We start from the raw sequence: 16,051 nt of genomic DNA on the forward strand, positions 1-16,051 counted from the left end.
TCCTGCCTGCCACCACGGCGCCCGGCTGGCAGCCGCCCTCTACCCGCAGCCGCGGCGTTTACGCCAACGCATACTGGCGCAGTGCGGCGCGGCGCTCGGCGTAGTCGGGCAGCACGTGCGCCACCAGTGCCCAGAAGGCGGGGCCGTGGTGCATTTCGCGCAGGTGGGCCAGCTCGTGCACCACCACATAGTCCAGCAGGGGGGTCGGCACGAAGGCCAGCCGCCAGTTCAGGGCGATGGTGCCGCGCGTGCTGGCACTGCCCCAGCGGGTGCGGGCTGACGACAGCCGCAGCGCGCGTGGTTGCACTTCCAGCAATGGGGCGAAGTGAGCCACGCGCGCGGCCAGTACCGTGCGTGCGTGGGCCAACACGGCAGGCGTAGGCGCGGGCCATGCAGGTGCGGTCCGGGCACTGTAGCGGTGCAGGTGGCGCAACACCCAGTCGGCCTTGCGGCGCAAGAAGTCCTCTACCGCAGGCCAGGGCATGCCGTGCGGAGCCCGCACGCTCAACCCGTGCGGGCCCACATGCAGCGCCAGACTGCGACGGGCGCTGCGGCGCAACTCAAACGCCACACGGTGTCCGTTCAGGTCGATGGTCTGGCTGGCGCGTGGGTGCGCGGGCAGCTTCAGCGGATCAGGTGCCATCGTGGCGGACACGGGAGTCTGCAGTCGCCACGGGGTTGGCCGCAGCGGCGGGTGCCGCGGCGGCCATGCCCACGGCCGCGGGGTACGCCTCGGGGTCCAGGCGTTGCATTTCGGCCTCGATCCACCTCTCCACCTCGCGCATCAAATCGTCAGGGTCGCGGCCGACACTGGGAATAGGCCGACCGATAGAAAACACCACCGTTCCCGGTCGTTTGACGATGGCACGGCGCGGCCAGCAGCGCCCCGAGGTGACGGCGATCGGAATCACGGGGGCGCCGGTCTGCACGGCCAGCCGGGCGCCGCCCGTCTTGTACTGGCCACGCGCCCCCCGCGGCACGCGCGTGCCTTCGGGAAACATGATCACCCAGGTACCTTTGGCCAGCAAGCGCCGGCCCTGCTCGACGACACGCGCAAAGGCCTGAGTGCGCTTGCTGCGGTCGATGTGGATCATGTCCAGCCGCCCAAGCGCCCAGCCAAAGAACGGAATCCACAGCAACTCACGCTTGAATACGAACGCCAACGGATGGGGCATGAGCACCGGCAGGCAGAACGTCTCCCACGTGGACTGGTGCTTGGCCAGCAGGATCGCCGGGGCGGTGTCGCCAACTGGAAGGTTGTCCCAGCCGATGACCTCGTTGCGGATGCCCAGCATCCAACGCGCCGCCCACACCTGCAGCCGCACCCACGCGATACAGAACCAGTACAAGCGGGTGCTGGAAACTACGGGTGACATCAACACCGCCGCCGTCGCCCACGGCACCACCGTCACCGCCATGAACAGCAGGTGCAACCAGGAACGCAGCGCATTCATGGGGTCCCCCGGGCTGCGGCGCTGTCCGCCTTCGCGGTCAGCGCTTCGGCAAAGGCCAGCAGGTCATCGTGCACGGTCACTGCAGCGGGCAAATCGGGCGGGCGCGGCGCGCCCCGCAGCGCGGCCGACTGGCCCGTCAGCACCAGATGGGTATCACAGCCAGCCGCCAGCGCCGCGGCCACGTCGCGCATCGAGTCGCCCACCGCCACCAGCTGCGCCGGGGCGACGCCATAGCGGGCGGCCACCTGCAGCAACAGGCCGGGTGCGGGCTTGCGGCAGTCGCAGCCCTCCTCGGGTGCGTGGGGACAGAAAAAGATGGCGTCGATGCGCCCGCCCGCCCGCGCGACCTCGCGCAGCATGTGCGCATGCACGGCGTTAAGGGTGCCGGCGTCGAACAGGCCCCGGCCCAGCCCGGACTGGTTGGAGGCAATGACCACCCGCCAGCCACCGGCGTGCAGGCGCGCCAACGCCTCCAGTGCCCCGGGCAGCGGCTGCCAGTCCTGCGGTCCGCGCAGAAAATCCTCCGGGTCGCGGTTGAGCGTGCCGTCGCGGTCGATGACCACCAGCCGCAGGTCGCGTGCGGACATCGCGGCGCTCCTCACACCGCCAGGCGCGACAAATCCGCCACCCGGTTCATGGCCTGCTGCAACAGCGCCAGCAGCCCCAGTCGATTGGCGCGCAGCGCGGGGTCGTCGGCGTTGACCATAACCCCCTCGAAGAACGCATCGACCGGGGCTTTCAGCGCCGCCAACCGCTGCAGGCTGCCGGTGTAGTCACCGGCATCGTAGGCCGCATCCGCCTCGGGCTGCACCGCCAGCAGCGCTTGGTACAGCGCACGCTCGGCCGGCTCCACCAGCCGGGACGGATCCACCTGCGGCTGCACCGCGCCCTCGGCTTTACGCAGGATGTTGTTGACCCGCTTGTTGGCCGCTGCCAGCGCGGCCGCCTCGGGCAGCACGGCAAACGCCCGCACCGCCGCTAGCCGACGCGGTACTTCGCGCAGCAGCGCTGGACGCAGCGCCAGCACCGCATCCACCTCCTGCGCGCGGTAGCCCTGCTCGCGCAGGCTCACCGCCAGCCGGTCCTGAATAAAGTCCAGCAGTGCTACGCGCGGGTCGCGAATGCGATCACCAAACACCGGCAGCGCGGCGTCGATGAGTGCAGGCAGCGCCAGCGGCAGCTCGCGCTCGATGAGCATGCGCACCACGCCCAGCGCATGGCGGCGCAGCGCGTAGGGGTCCTTGTCGCCGGTGGGCAGCTGGCCGATGCCAAACAGCCCCACCAGTGTCTCCACCTTGTCGGCCAGCGCCACGCACAAACCGACTGTGTCGCGCGGCAGCGCGTCACCCGCAAAGCGCGGCCGGTAGTGATCCTCGATGGCGTCGGCCACGCGCGCGTCTTCCCCATCATGGCGCGCGTAGTAAGCGCCCATGATGCCCTGCAGCTGCGGAAATTCGCCCACCATGTCGGTGAGCAGATCGGCCTTGGCCAGCAGCGCCGCGCGATCGACCAGCCGCACCAAGGCTTCATCCCCAAGCTGGGCAGCCACCCAGCGGGCGATGGCGGCCACGCGCTCGACGCGCTCGCCCTGAGTGCCCAGCTGGTTGTGATAGACCACCTTGGCCAGCCCCAGCACGCGCGACTCCAACGGGCGCTTGCGGTCCTGGTCGTAGAAAAATTTGGCGTCGGCCAGGCGCGGACGCACCACGCGCTCGTTGCCGCTGATGACGGCGCTGCGGTCCTCGGGGGTGACGTTGCTCACCACCAAAAAGCGGTTGGTCAACCGGCCCTGTGCATCCAACAGCGGGAAGTACTTCTGGTTGGCCTTCATGGTCAGGATCAGGCACTCCTGCGGCACCTCCAAAAAGGCGGCATCGAATTGGCACACCAGCACGTTGGGACGCTCCACCAGCGCGGTTACCTCGTCTAACAGCGCGTCGTCTTCGATCGGCCGGCAGCCGCCGCCCACGCACGCCGCGGCCTCGGCCAGCTGGCGTTCAATCAGCGCACGCCGCTGCCCGAAGTGAGCGATCACCGCCCCGTCACGCGCCAGCGTCTCGGCATAGGCATCGGCATGCCCGATCTCGATCGGGTCGCGCGCGGCCTCGAAGCGGTGGCCGTGTGTGTAGCGGCCAGCGCTCAACCCCAGCGCCTGCACCGGCACCACGCGCTGCCCGTGCAGCGCGACCAGCGCGTGCGCCGGGCGCACGAAGTGCACGCTGCTCCAGCCATCGGCCAGCTGGTAGGTCATCACCTTGGGGATGGGCAGACGGCGCAGCGCCTCGTCCAGGGCCTTCTGCAGGCCAGCCTCCAGCGTCGCGCCGGGGACCACGCTATCCCACAGCAGCATCTCGTTCTTGCCGTCCGGCACGCGACGCAGACGCGGCACCACGTCGCTCACCTCGGCGTCGGGCACGCCCAGCGCGGCCAGCTTCTTGCGCAGCGCCGCCGTCGGCTGACCGGCAGCGTCCAACCCCACCGCCACCGGCATCAGCTTCAGCTCCACGGCGCGGTCGTCGGCGCGGGCGCGCACGGCACTCAGGTGCGCCGCCAGTCGGCGCGGACTGGCGTAGGGGGTCAACACCGCGTCGGCGCTGGCTAGCCCCTGCGCAACCAGCTGCTCGCGCAACACGTGTGCAAACGCGTCTCCCAGGCCTTTGAGCGCCTTCGGTGGCAACTCCTCGACGCACAACTCCACCAGCAAGGGGGCCACCGTCGCGCTCATGCCGCCACCCCCTTTGCGGTCCGTTGCGCCAACACCTCCTCGGCCCAGGCGCGCGGCGCCATTGGAAAGCCCAGCCGCGCGCGGCTGTCCACGTAGCTTTGCGCCACGCTGCGCGCCAGGTTACGGATGCGGCCAATGTAGGCGGCGCGCTCGGTCACGCTGATCGCCCCGCGTGCATCCAGCAAATTGAAGGTGTGCGCCGCCTTGAGCACTTGCTCGTAGGCCGGCAGCGCCAGCTGCTGCGCCATCAGGTGCTGCGCCTGGCGTTCGTAGGCGGCAAAGGCCGCAAACAAAAAGTCCACGTCCGAATGCTCGAAGTTGTAGGCCGACTGCTCGACCTCGTTTTGGTGAAACACGTCGCCATACGTCAGGCCGGGGGCATAGACCACGTCATAGACGTTTTCCACGCCCTGTAAGTACATCGCCAGCCGCTCCAGCCCATAGGTGATTTCGCCGGTGATGGGCTTGCAGTCGATGCCGCCCACCTGCTGGAAATAGGTAAACTGCGTCACCTCCATGCCGTTGAGCCAGACCTCCCAGCCCAGGCCCCACGCGCCCAGCGTGGGGTTTTCCCAGTCGTCCTCGACGAAGCGGATATCGTTGCGCTTGAGGTCGAAGCCCAGCGCCTGCAACGACCCCAGATACAGGTCCAGGATGTTGGCCGGCGCGGGTTTGAGCACCACCTGATACTGGTAGTAGTGCTGCAGGCGGTTGGGGTTTTCGCCGTAGCGCCCGTCTTTGGGACGGCGGCTGGGCTGCACGTAGGCCGCCTTCCACGGCTCCGGCCCCAGCGCGCGCAGGAAGGTGGCGGTGTGGCTGGTGCCCGCGCCCACCTCCATGTCGTAGGGCTGCAGCAGCGCGCAGCCCTGCGCGTCCCAGTACGCCTGCAGCTTGAGGATGATCTGTTGAAATGTCAGCATAAGCCGCCGATTCTACGGCTGGCGCCGCCGCACCCCCGCCACGCCGCCGCCCCCCACAGCAGCAGGCACGCCAGCGCCAGCGGCCACAGGCCCCAGCGCGCCACCCAAGCCGCGTAAGGTGTGACGCCGCTGCGCCCTTCAACCACCGTGTCCAGCACCCCGCGCGCCCCATACGGCCACTGCGCCAGCACACGGCCGCGGTGGTCGATGACTGCGGTGGCACCCGTGTTGGTGGCGCGCAGCATGGGGCGCCCCAGCTCCAGCGCGCGCAGCCGGGCGATCTGGCGGTGTTGGTCGATCGCCACGGTATCCCCAAACCAGGCGATGTTGCTGACGTTGACCAGCACCGTCGGCGCCTGCGCCGGGTCGCGGAACGCCGCCGCCAGCTCTTCGCCAAACAAATCCTCGTAGCAGACATGTGGCGCGATGCGCTGACCCGCCCAGTGCAGCGGCGGCTGCGGCAGCGCCCCGCGTTGGAAATCGCCCAGCGGCATGTGCATCAGGTCGACGAACCAGCGAAAACCGGGCGGAATGAACTCCCCAAACGGCACCAGATGGTGCTTGTCATAACGGTAGTCGGCCAAACCGAGCGGGGTCGGCGTGGTGTTGGACGCGTTGGCCGCAGCCACAGGTGCACTGTCTGCGCCGTCAGACGGGCGCGCCGCTGGCGCTGCCGCGCTGTCGCGGCTGGCCGCGGCCTGCCCGGTGGGCAGTGGTGCCTGTCCCGGCCGCCAGCCCGCCACCGAATTGGTGTAGCCACGCGCAAAGTCCCCCAGCGGCACCCCCATCAGCAGCGCCACCTGCCCCTGGCGCACCGCCGCCGCCAGGCCGTACCAGTAATCGGCCGGCAGATCCTGCGGCAGCAGCGGAATGGCGGTCTCGGGGGCCACGACCAGCCCCCCGGCCAGAGCGGGGTCGGCAGCGGCCTCGACGACGCGCGCCCCGTACCAGCGCAGCGCCAACGGGATACCGTCGTCGGCGTCGAATTTGCGGTCTTGCGCAATGGCACCCTGCAGCAGCCGCACCGGCAGCGCCCCCGCCGGGGCGGTGAAGTCCGGCAGGTGCTGCGCCAGCCACGCGCCACTGCCTGGCACCGCCCACAGCACCCCGCCCAGCCCCAGCGCCACCGCGCGCCCCAGCCCGCGCGTCAGCACCGCCGCCGCTGCCAGCGCCGCCGCCAGCGCCCCCAGGCCATACACCCCCACCCAGGGTGCGGCCCAGCCCAGCGCGTCGATCTGGGCGTAGCCGCCTGCCCCCCAAGGGAAGCCGGTCCACAACAGACCGCGCGCCAACTCGGCCAGCGTCCAGGCGGCGGCAAACGCGGCCGCCGCTGCCAAGCCGTGGCCGCGCCAGCGCCACCACAACACCGCCAGCAGCACGTAGTCCAGCGCCAAAAACGCGGCCAGCGCCAGCACCGCCACGACCGCCAGCGGGGCCCACAGGCCGCCATAGACGTGCATGGAGATGAACAGCCACCAAAACGTGCCGGCCAGCCAGGCGGAGGCATAGACGCCAGTGCGCCAGGCCGCGGCGCGCCATGAGGCCGCGCGCGCCAGCAGCGCCACCAGCGCCATCAGGCTGAGACCATGCAGCCACGGCACCGGCTCGCCGGGCTGCAGCCGCGCGCCCAGGGCCCACGGCAGCGGCCAGGCCAGCGCCGCCGCGTGGGCCAGCCCGGCGACAGCCGCCGCCAACCCCGCACCTCCCCCCCCGCCCGGCAGGCGCTGCCGCAGGCGGCCGCTCATGCGCCCTCAACGCGGGCGACCTTAAACCAGCGCACCGCCCCGCCGCGCGCGTGCTGGACCGCAAAGCGCAGACCAGCCACCTCGTACGCTTCGCCGCGCCGTGGCACGCGTCCCATGGCGTGTGCGATGTAGCCGCCGATGGTGTCGAAGTCGGCCTCGGGCAGCGCCACCTGGAACGCCTCGTTGACGCGCTCGATCGGCGTGTCGCCGCTGACGCGCCAGGAACCATCGGCCAGGGCGAAGATGTCGCCCTCTTCCTCGTCGTCGTCGAACTCGTCCTCGATCTCGCCGACGATTTGCTCCAGCACGTCCTCGATGGTGATGAGACCCGCCACGCGCCCGAACTCGTCGATGACGATGGCCAGGTGGTTGCGGTTGCCGCGAAACTCGCGCAGCAGGTCGTTCAGCCCCTTGCTCTCGGGCACGAACACCGCCGGGCGCAGCAACGTGCGCAGTTTCAGCTCCGGCGCGCGCTGCAGTTTCAGCAGATCCTTGGCCAGCAGGATACCGATGATGTGGTCGCGCTCGCCCTCGTAGACCGGAAAGCGCGAGTGCCCGGTCTCGATGACGGTGTTGAGCAGCTCCGCATATGGCGCTTCGATGTCGAGGACGTCCATACGCGGCGCTGGCACCATCACATCACCGGCGGTCATGTCGGCGATGCGGATCACCCCCTCGAGCATGATGCGCGCCTCGGCGTCGATGACGTCGTTGTCCTCGGCGTCGGCCAGCGCCTCGATCAGCTCGGCCTTGGAATCCGGGCCAGGGTGCAGAAATTCAACCAGGCGCTGCAAAAAACTGCGCTTGTCGTCGGGCCGCGCGCCAGCGCGCAGCCCCGAAGAGTGGGCAGGATCGGCCACTGATGGGAAACGGGAGTTGCAACGCCATCAAGAATACCATCAGCGTGGGCGACCGAACACCCGCCGCACCAGCGCCCGCAACGCCTTGAGCCAGTAGTCCGTGCGCGCCACTTCCTGCTCCAGCAACTCGCCGACGTGCGAGCCGAAATCCGCCGGCGGCAACTCCAGATGGCATTCGCTCTCGCCCGCGTGCTGCACCACGGTGGCGCCGGCACTGCGCGCGATGCGCAGCATCGGCACATTTTCGCTCAGGGCATGGATGTAGAGGTAGCGCACACCGTGATTGCGCGCGTGCACCATGGCGCGCTCGAACAGCTGGTGGCCGTAGCCGCGGCCGCGCGCGTGCGCGCTGACGCTGACGCCGAACTCGGCGCTGTCGCTGCCGCGCTGGGGATCGACCATATACGCCAAATGCGCCATCGCAATCAGCTGCAGACGCCAGTTGAAAATACCAAAAATATCGTCCAACCCGAACCGCAGCCCGTCGACGTAGCGGCGGATGTGCTCGTCCTGGGCGGCGTAGCCAAAGCGCAGGTAGCGGTCACGCTCGTCCAGCGCCAGCAAATGGGCCCGAATCGCGTCGCGGTGAGTGGCGTTCAAGGTCCGGATCGGCGCGCGCCGTCGGCGCCGCCTGGGCCCCGGCATCGAAGCCAGCGGCAGATCGCGCACCGCCACACGCTCGCCGCGGGCGCTGGCGCTGGTCGGCAGGGGTGGGGTGGTGGGGTCGGACATGCGGGTACTGTAACCGCAAATCCGCATCAAGTCAGGGTTTTCCCGCATTCGGCTGTGGCACCCCGCCCCAGCGCCAGCTGTGCCGCAGGCGACAGCTTCTACGGGCATCCCCTGAGCGCCAACGGTACCCGCAGCAGTGACAATGAGGTGGTTTGTCGACCTGCACCGGTGTCCCATGGAACGAATCTGGCTGTCCAGCTACCCCCCTGGTGTCCCCGCCGACATCGACCACACGCAGTATCCGTCGCTCAACGCGCTGCTGGAGCAGGCGTTTCGGCGCCACCCGCACGACCCGGTGTCGGTCTGCATGGACCGCTGGATGAGCTACGGCCAGCTCGACCGCTACAGTGCCGCGCTGGGCGCGTACCTGCAGTCGCTCGGGCTGCCCGCGGGCGCACGCGTGGCCATCATGCTGCCCAACCTGCCGCAGTTCCTGGTGACGATGGCGGCGGTGCTGCGCGCCGGCTACACCTGCGTCAACGTCAACCCGCTGTACACCGCGCGCGAGCTGGAGCACCAGCTCAACGACTCCGGTGCCGAGGCCATCGTCATCCTGGAAAACTTCGCCCACACGTTGGAGGAGGTGATTGACCGCACCCCGGTGCGGCACGCGGTGCTGGCCAGCTTTGGCGACCTGCTGGGCTTCTGGTACGGGCGCTGGATGACCTTTCTGGTGCGGCACGTGGCCAAGCTGGTGCCGGCGTTCAAATTGCCCTATCAGGGGCCAGCAGGCACGCGCACCATCGTGCCGTTTCGGCAGGCGCTGCAAGCCGGGTCGACCCTATCCCTGCGCACGCCAGACGTCAGCCGCGACAGCATTGCCTTCCTGCAGTACACCGGCGGCACCACCGGGCTGTCCAAAGGAGCGGTACTCACGCATGGCAACGTGATCGCGGCCATCCTGCAGGCCGAAGCGTGGTTTGCGCCGGCCATCGACCGCATCGGCGATCCGAGGCGCGCCAACCACATCATGGCGCTGCCGCTGTATCACATCTTTGCGCTGACACTGATGCTGCTGGTGATGCGCCAGGGCGGGCATGCGACGCTGATCCCCAACCCGCGCGACATCCCCAAGTTTGTCGAGGTCCTCAAGGCGCGGCCGTTTCACGTGCTGCCGGCGGTCAACACGCTGTTCAACGGCCTGCTGGCCAACGCGCGCTTCCGCCAGCTCGATTTTTCCTCGCTGGTGCTGTCGCAAGCTGGCGGCATGGCGGCCTCCGAAGGCACGGCCCGGCAGTGGCAGAAGGTCACCGGCTGCGTGATGATCGAAGGCTGGGGCATGAGCGAGACGTGTGCCATCGGCACCAACAACCCGGTCACCAACACCCACTTCACCGGCACCATCGGCCTGCCGCTGCCCAGTGTGGAAATCGCCATCAAGGACGACGACGGCCGCGACCTGCCACCGGGCAGCACCGGCGAAATCTGCATCCGCGGCCCCAACGTGATGACCGGCTACTACAGACGCCCGGACGAAACCGCCAAGGTCTTCACCGCCGACGGCTACCTGCGCACCGGCGACGTCGGCATCATGGACGAACGCGGCTACATCCGCATTGTCGACCGCAAGAAGGACATGATCATCGTCTCGGGCTTCAACGTCTACCCGACCGAGATCGACAACGTCGTCTCCACCTGCCCGGGCGTGCTGGAGTGCGCCGCCGTGGGCGTGCCTGACGAGCATTCAGGCGAGGCGGTCAAACTGTACGTTGTGCGCAGCGACCCCACGCTCACCGAGGAGCAAGTGATGCGCTTCTGCCACGACAACCTCACTGGCTACAAGCGCCCCAAGTACATCGAGTTCCGAGACGAGCTGCCCAAGAGCGCGGTGGGCAAGATTCTGCGCCGGGAACTGCGGCAGAAATAGGATACATAGGATGCGCCCGCTTCACGCCGCCGCCGATGGCACAGGGCTTTGCGTCAGCCAGCGATGAGTACGCCTGCGTTGCCTGCGGGCATGCGCTTTTTTGAGCGCGGCTGGCTGTCGGCCAACAATATCCTGTTCGACGGCCCCGACGGCACGGCGCTGGTCGATTCGGGCTACGTCACGCACGCGGAGCAGACGCTGGCGCTGGTGGCGCACGCGCTGGGCGGGCGACCCCTGCAGCGCCTGCTCAATACCCATCTGCACAGCGACCACTGCGGCGGCAACGCCGCGCTGCAGGCGCGCTACCCGCAGCTTGTCACGCTCATCCCACCCGGGCAAGCCGACGCGGTGCGCGCCTGGGACCAGGCGCGCCTGAGCTACCGCAGCACTGGCCAGTGTTGCGAGCGCTTTCGCTTTGACGGGCTGCTGACACCGGGCCAGACGGTGTCGCTGGGGGGGCGATCATGGGAGATTCACGCCGCCCCCGGTCACGACCCTGACGCGGTACTGTTGTTCGAACCCTGCTCGCGCGTGCTCATCAGCGGTGACGCACTGTGGCAGCACGGCTTGGGCGTGGTGTTTCCGGAGCTAGACGGCGAGCCGGGCTTTGCCGCCGCCGGGGCCACGCTGGACCTGATCGAGCGGCTGGCGCCGTGCGTGGTGATACCTGGGCATGGCAGTCCATTTGGCGACGCCGATCACGCCGAAGCGCACCGCCCCACGCTCGCCGTGGCTACCGCGCTGGCGGTGGCGCGCCAGCGGCTGGCGCAGTTTGCCGCCGATCCTGCGCGACACCGGCGCTACGGCTTGAAAGTCTTGCTCAAGTTCAAGCTGCTGGAGTGGCAGCGTCACCCCCTGCAGGCGGTACACGCCTGGGCACGTGACGTGCCGTACCTGGTGCGGCTGCATGCACGCCACGGCCAAGGGCAACCGTTTGGCACCTGGTTGGACGCCATCATCGACGAGCTGTGTGCCAGCGGCGCCGCGCAACGCGCCGATGGCTGGCTGGTCAACACCGCCTAGCCGCTGGCCCGATGGCTTCCCGGGCACTGCCAGTGGCACAGACGGCATCACGGGCGTCTGCGCGCTGGCCCGACGGCGCGCGCCATGGGGCGCGGCCCGGTGCACTGCCACAGCCTACGGTCACACGGTCAAATACCCAGCATCAGGCGCAGATTCTGCACGGCGGCACCGCTGGCGCCCTTGCCCAGATTGTCGAGCCGCGCCACCAGCACCGCGTGACGGTAGCTGTCGTTGCCAAACACGCGCAACTCCAGCCGGTCGCTGCCGGCCAGCGCCACCGCGTCCAGTTTGCCATCGGCCGTGGGCGGCTGCACCGACACCCAAGCGCTGCCGGCGTAATGGGCGGCCAGCGCCTCGAGCAGGTCGGCGGCGCGCACTGCACCCGGCAGCGTATCCAGGTGCAGCGGCAACTGCACCAACATGCCTTGCGCAAAGTTGCCCACCGACGGCACGAACAGCGGGCGTCGCCGCAGGCCGGTGTAGGCCATGATTTCTGGCACATGTTTGTGGTTCAGACCCAGCGCATACAGCTCGAACGCCGGGGCTTGTCCGCGCTCGTAGGCCTCGATCATCGCGCGCCCGCCACCGCTGTAGCCGCTGACGCTGGGCAGACACAGCGGGTGCTCAGGCGGGATCAACCCCGCATCCACCAACGGCCGGATCAGTGCGATCGCGCCCGTGGCATAGCAGCCCGGGTTGGCCACCCGCTCGGCGGCGCGGATCGCATCGGCCTGGCCCGGGGCCAGTTCGGCAAAGCCATAGACCCAGCCCGGTGCCACGCGGTGTGCGGTGGAGGCGTCGATGACCCGGGGTGCGCGCCCGGTCTCGGCGCGCAAGGCGTCGATCATCGCCACCGCCTGGCGCGCCGCGTCGTCGTGCAGACACAGAATGACCACGTCGGCCTGGGCCATCAGCGCACGCTTGGCGGCCGGATCCTTGCGGCGCTCCGGGTCGATCGACAGCAGGGATACACCATCCAGACGTTGCAACCGCTCGCGGATCTGCAAGCCGGTGGTGCCGGCCTCGCCGTCGATGAAGATCTGAAACACTCCAATACCCCCTAGGGTTTACACCGATAGACAACCCGCTCGCCCCGTGCTTCAGCCTGTCAGCTTGGCATCAGGTTGTGCCCTGGGCCGCATGATACAGTTCGCGCTGTCCCGAGCTGGCCCGCCAGCCGCGGCCGCGCCCGCTGGGCGGCCGCGCACTCGTGCGTGCGACGTCGGCGCCTGCGCTGTCCGACGCCGTCCGGCGGACCTCCCGTCAGACGCCACTTCATCACAGGTCATCCATGAAGATTCACGAGTATCAAGGCAAGGAAATCCTGCGCCAGTTCGGCGTGCCGGTGCCGCGCGGCATCCCCGCCTTCACGGTGCAGGAGGCGGTGGAAGCCGCCCAAAAACTCGGCGGCCCGGTGTGGGTCGTCAAGGCGCAAATCCACGCCGGTGGCCGCGGTAAAGGCGGCGGCGTCAAGGTGGCCAAGAGTATCGACGAGGTGCGCGAACTGGCCGGCAAGATGCTGGGTATGCAGCTGGTGACGCACCAAACCGGTCCGCAAGGTCAGAAGGTGCGGCGCCTCTACATCGAAGAAGGCGCCGACATCGGCAAGGAATACTACGTCTCGGTGCTCACCGACCGCGCCACACAGAAGGTGGCCATGATCGCCTCCAGCGAGGGTGGCATGGACATCGAAGAGGTCGCCGCACACACGCCGCAGAAGATCGTCAAGATCTTCATCGACCCGCTGACCGGCCTGACCGAGGCGCAGGCGCGTGGGCTGGCCGAAGGCATTGGCCTGAGCGGGCACACGGTCGAGCAGGCGGTCACGCTATTGCAGAACCTGTACCGCTGCTACATGGAAACCGACGCATCGCTGGTCGAGATCAACCCGCTCAACCGCGACAGCCAGGGTAACCTGATCGCGCTGGACGCCAAATTCAACTTCGACAGTAACGCGCTGTTTCGCCATCCCGAAATCGTGGCGCTGCGCGACCTCGACGAAGAAGACCCGGCCGAAGTCGAAGCCTCCAAGTACGACCTGGCCTACATCAGTCTGGACGGCAATATCGGCTGCCTGGTCAACGGCGCGGGTTTGGCCATGGCCACCATGGACACCATCAAGCTGTTCGGCGGCGAGCCGGCCAACTTCCTCGACGTCGGCGGCGGCGCCACCGCCGAGAAGGTGACCGAGGCGTTCAAGATCATGCTGCGCAACCCGAACGTCAAGGCCATTTTGGTCAACATTTTCGGCGGCATCATGCGCTGCGATGTGATTGCCACCGGCATCATCACTGCCTGCCGCGCGGTCAACCTCAACGTGCCGCTGGTGGTGCGCATGAAGGGTACCAACGAAGATCTGGGCAAGCAGATGCTGGCCGAGTCGGGCCTGCCCATCATCAGTGCCGACACCATGGCCGAAGCCGCGCAAAAGGTGGTGGCCGCCGCCGCGGGCCGCTGATGCAGCCCTGCCGAGAGGAAAGTACACCATGTCTATCCTGATCAACAAAGACACCAAGGTCATCACCCAGGGCATCACTGGCAAGACGGGCCAGTTCCACACCCACAGGTGCCTGGAGTACGCCAACGGCAAGCACTGCTTCGTCGCCGGCGTCAACCCCAAGAAGGCCGGCGAGCAGATCTTCGATATTCCGATCTACGCCTCGGTGCGCGAAGCCAAGGAAGCCACCGGTGCCACCGTCAGCGTCATCTACGTGCCGCCGGCTGGGGCTGCGGACGCGATTTGGGAAGCCGTGGAAGCGGACCTGGACCTGGTGGTGTGCATCACCGAGGGCATTCCGGTGCGCGACATGCTGATGGTGCGCAACAAAATGAAGGCCAAGGAAGCCGCCGGTGGCAAGAAAACCCTGCTGCTCGGGCCCAACTGCCCGGGGCTGATTACGCCGGACGAAATCAAGATCGGCATCATGCCCGGCCATATCCACCGCAAGGGCCGCATCGGCGTGGTCAGCCGCTCCGGTACCCTAACGTATGAAGCCGTGGCGCAACTGACCGAACTGGGCCTGGGGCAGTCAAGTGCGGTGGGCATCGGCGGTGACCCGATCAACGGCCTCAAGCACATCGACGTGATGAAGATGTTCAACGACGATCCGGACACCGACGCCGTGATCATGATCGGCGAAATCGGAGGCCCGGATGAAGCCGAAGCCGCCCGCTGGTGTAAGGAGAACATGAAGAAGCCGGTGGTGGGCTTCATCGCCGGTGTCACGGCACCCCCGGGCAAGCGCATGGGGCATGCCGGCGCGCTCATCAGCGGTGGCGCCGACACCGCCGAGGCCAAGCTGGCCATCATGGAGGAGTGCGGCTTTAAGGTCACACGCAACCCATCCGAGATGGGCAAGCTGCTCAAGAGCCTGCTCTGACGAGCCGCAGCGAGGGCCTCGATTTCGCCCTCGGTAGCCATGTCGGCAACGGGCCCCGCGCTGGCGGGGCCCGTATCTTTTTGGCGGTGCCGTCCGCACGCACGAGCAGCTGTATACAGCCACCACCATGGGCACTGGGGTGGAACTGGAGGAGACATGCGAGCGGGGGTGGTTGAACAAGGCGGTGGTGAAGGTGCTGGGCGTGGTAGCAGACAGGCCCATCGGCGAGTTTGTGGTATCACCCGGCCACAGCGGCTACACTGCAGTGGCCGTCAACCTCCGCCACCATGCCGCTGCTGTTTGCCTGCACCACCGACGTGGGACGCCTGCGCCCCAACAACGAAGATGCCGTCGTCGTTGACGCCGAGCTGGGGCTGGCGGTGCTGGCCGATGGCATGGGCGGCTACCAGGCGGGTGAGGTAGCCAGCCGGCTGTGCTGCCGCACCGTGCACGAACACGTGCGGGATACCCTGTCGGCCATCCCGCCAGGCGAGGAAGAGTCCCTGCTGCGCGCGGCTATCCAGGCGGCCAACGCCCGCATCTACACAGACGCCCTGCTGCACCCCGCCCACCACGGCATGGCCACCACGGTGGTGGCGGCGCTGGTCCGCGGCCAGCGGCTTGCCGTCGCGCACGTGGGCGACTCGCGCCTGTATCGCCTGCGTCAGGGTCAGCTGGTGCAGCTCACGCATGACCACACCCTGGTGCAGGAGCATGTCGATGCCGGACTGTTGCCCGCCGCCGAAGCGCGCATCACTGGCTACCGCAATCTCGTCACCCGGGCCGTTGGCATCAGCCCGGCGCTGGCCTGCGACACCACGCTCCAGACCATCGAGGCGGGTGACACCTACCTGCTGTGCTCTGACGGCCTGCACGACATGCTGACCGATGGCGAAATCGCCCACCTGTTGTGCCGGCAGGCCGCGCCAGCCCAGGTGGCCGAGGCGCTGGTGGCGGCCGCCAACGCCGCGGGGGGGCACGACAACATCGCGGTGGCCGTGATTCACTGTGCCCCCGACCCTGCGCCCAGGAGTCTATGATGCCCACGCTGGTCATCACCCTCGACGGCCGCGAGCTGCAACGCCTGCCGCTGACGCAGGGACGAACCACCATCGGCCGCCGACCGTACAACGACATCGTGATGGAACACCTGGCCGTCAGCGGCGAGCACGCGGTGTTCGTGCTGCACCCGGACGGCCGCGTGCAGGTGTTGGACCTCAACAGCACCAACGGCACCTACGTCAACGGCCGTGCAGTGGTGTCGGCTGACATCGGCCCGGACGACCGCATCCAGATTGCCCGCTACGAACTGCAGGTGTTGCCGGGCGAAGCCGGGCAGGTCGCT

Annotated in this window: 15 protein-coding genes; 6 read left to right on the forward strand and 9 right to left on the reverse strand. The window is 68.3% G+C overall.

Translation table 11 applies throughout. The features are described 5' to 3' along the window. Positions 1–58: 58 nt before the first annotated feature. The 8 genes from V7Z54_RS05895 to V7Z54_RS05930 are packed head-to-tail and all read right to left on the reverse strand — an operon-like array spanning position 59 to position 8,349. Positions 59–655 (reverse strand): M48 family metallopeptidase, encoded by a 597-nt coding sequence (locus tag V7Z54_RS05895; protein WP_334135072.1) that lies wholly within the window; start codon positions 653–655, stop codon positions 59–61. Beyond that, on the reverse strand, positions 633–1,454 hold the full coding sequence (locus tag V7Z54_RS05900) for a lysophospholipid acyltransferase family protein (protein WP_334135073.1): 822 nt from the start codon (positions 1,452–1,454) through the stop codon (positions 633–635). Before V7Z54_RS05900 ends, V7Z54_RS05895 begins: the two co-directional genes overlap by 23 nt. Next, positions 1,451–2,041 carry a D-glycero-beta-D-manno-heptose 1,7-bisphosphate 7-phosphatase gene (gene gmhB, locus V7Z54_RS05905; protein ID WP_334135074.1) on the reverse strand — a complete coding sequence of 197 codons (591 nt, stop codon included), beginning with the start codon at positions 2,039–2,041 and terminating at the stop codon, positions 1,451–1,453. Before gmhB ends, V7Z54_RS05900 begins: the two co-directional genes overlap by 4 nt. A gap of 11 nt (positions 2,042–2,052) precedes the next feature. Then, a complete protein-coding gene (gene glyS / locus V7Z54_RS05910; RefSeq protein WP_334135076.1) occupies positions 2,053–4,179 on the reverse strand; it encodes a glycine--tRNA ligase subunit beta in 2,127 nt (708 codons plus the stop codon). Then, positions 4,176–5,099 carry a glycine--tRNA ligase subunit alpha gene (glyQ, locus tag V7Z54_RS05915; RefSeq protein ID WP_334135078.1) on the reverse strand — a complete coding sequence of 308 codons (924 nt, stop codon included), beginning with the start codon at positions 5,097–5,099 and terminating at the stop codon, positions 4,176–4,178. Before glyQ ends, glyS begins: the two co-directional genes overlap by 4 nt. Continuing rightward, entirely contained in the window at positions 5,093–6,844 is a 1,752-nt protein-coding gene (gene lnt, locus V7Z54_RS05920) for an apolipoprotein N-acyltransferase (RefSeq protein WP_334135080.1), read from the reverse strand. Before lnt ends, glyQ begins: the two co-directional genes overlap by 7 nt. Next, positions 6,841–7,704: an HlyC/CorC family transporter gene (locus tag V7Z54_RS05925; RefSeq protein WP_334135081.1), complete on the reverse strand. Its 864-nt coding sequence runs from the start codon at positions 7,702–7,704 to the stop codon at positions 6,841–6,843. The genes lnt and V7Z54_RS05925 overlap by 4 nt, the downstream gene beginning before the upstream one ends. Positions 7,705–7,743: 39 nt before the next feature. Continuing rightward, positions 7,744–8,349, reverse strand: a complete 606-nt coding sequence (locus tag V7Z54_RS05930; RefSeq protein WP_334135094.1) for a GNAT family protein — start codon at positions 8,347–8,349, stop codon at positions 7,744–7,746. 262 nt (positions 8,350–8,611) lie between these two features. On the opposite strand from V7Z54_RS05930, the gene V7Z54_RS05935 reads away from it, so the two are divergent. Both V7Z54_RS05935 and V7Z54_RS05940 read left to right on the forward strand, forming a co-directional pair. Then, complete coding sequence (locus V7Z54_RS05935) at positions 8,612–10,303, forward strand: AMP-binding protein (protein ID WP_334135082.1); 1,692 nt, start codon at positions 8,612–8,614, stop codon at positions 10,301–10,303. Between the two features lie 63 nt (positions 10,304–10,366). Beyond that, positions 10,367–11,326 carry an MBL fold metallo-hydrolase gene (locus V7Z54_RS05940; protein WP_334135084.1) on the forward strand — a complete coding sequence of 320 codons (960 nt, stop codon included), beginning with the start codon at positions 10,367–10,369 and terminating at the stop codon, positions 11,324–11,326. A 128-nt stretch (positions 11,327–11,454) separates the two neighbouring features. Here the strand turns inward: V7Z54_RS05940 and argC are convergent, their stop codons facing one another. Next, positions 11,455–12,375 carry an N-acetyl-gamma-glutamyl-phosphate reductase gene (argC, locus tag V7Z54_RS05945; RefSeq protein ID WP_334135085.1) on the reverse strand — a complete coding sequence of 307 codons (921 nt, stop codon included), beginning with the start codon at positions 12,373–12,375 and terminating at the stop codon, positions 11,455–11,457. 242 nt (positions 12,376–12,617) lie between these two features. On the opposite strand from argC, the gene sucC reads away from it, so the two are divergent. From sucC to V7Z54_RS05965, 4 genes are all read left to right on the forward strand, one after another. Beyond that, positions 12,618–13,784, forward strand: a complete 1,167-nt coding sequence (gene sucC, locus V7Z54_RS05950; RefSeq protein WP_334135087.1) for an ADP-forming succinate--CoA ligase subunit beta — start codon at positions 12,618–12,620, stop codon at positions 13,782–13,784. Between the two features lie 28 nt (positions 13,785–13,812). Continuing rightward, entirely contained in the window at positions 13,813–14,706 is an 894-nt protein-coding gene (sucD, locus tag V7Z54_RS05955; RefSeq protein WP_334135088.1) for a succinate--CoA ligase subunit alpha, read from the forward strand. Positions 14,707–14,993: 287 nt separating this feature from the next. Continuing rightward, positions 14,994–15,746, forward strand: a complete 753-nt coding sequence (locus V7Z54_RS05960; RefSeq protein ID WP_334135090.1) for a Stp1/IreP family PP2C-type Ser/Thr phosphatase — start codon at positions 14,994–14,996, stop codon at positions 15,744–15,746. Continuing rightward, positions 15,743–16,051 (forward strand): FHA domain-containing protein (locus tag V7Z54_RS05965; protein ID WP_334135092.1); only part of this gene is annotated, 309 nt, incomplete at its 3' end. The genes V7Z54_RS05960 and V7Z54_RS05965, both read left to right, overlap by 4 nt.

Source organism: Tepidimonas sp. (assembly GCF_036824975.1).
Taxonomy (GTDB): Bacteria; Pseudomonadota; Gammaproteobacteria; order Burkholderiales; family Burkholderiaceae_C; genus Tepidimonas.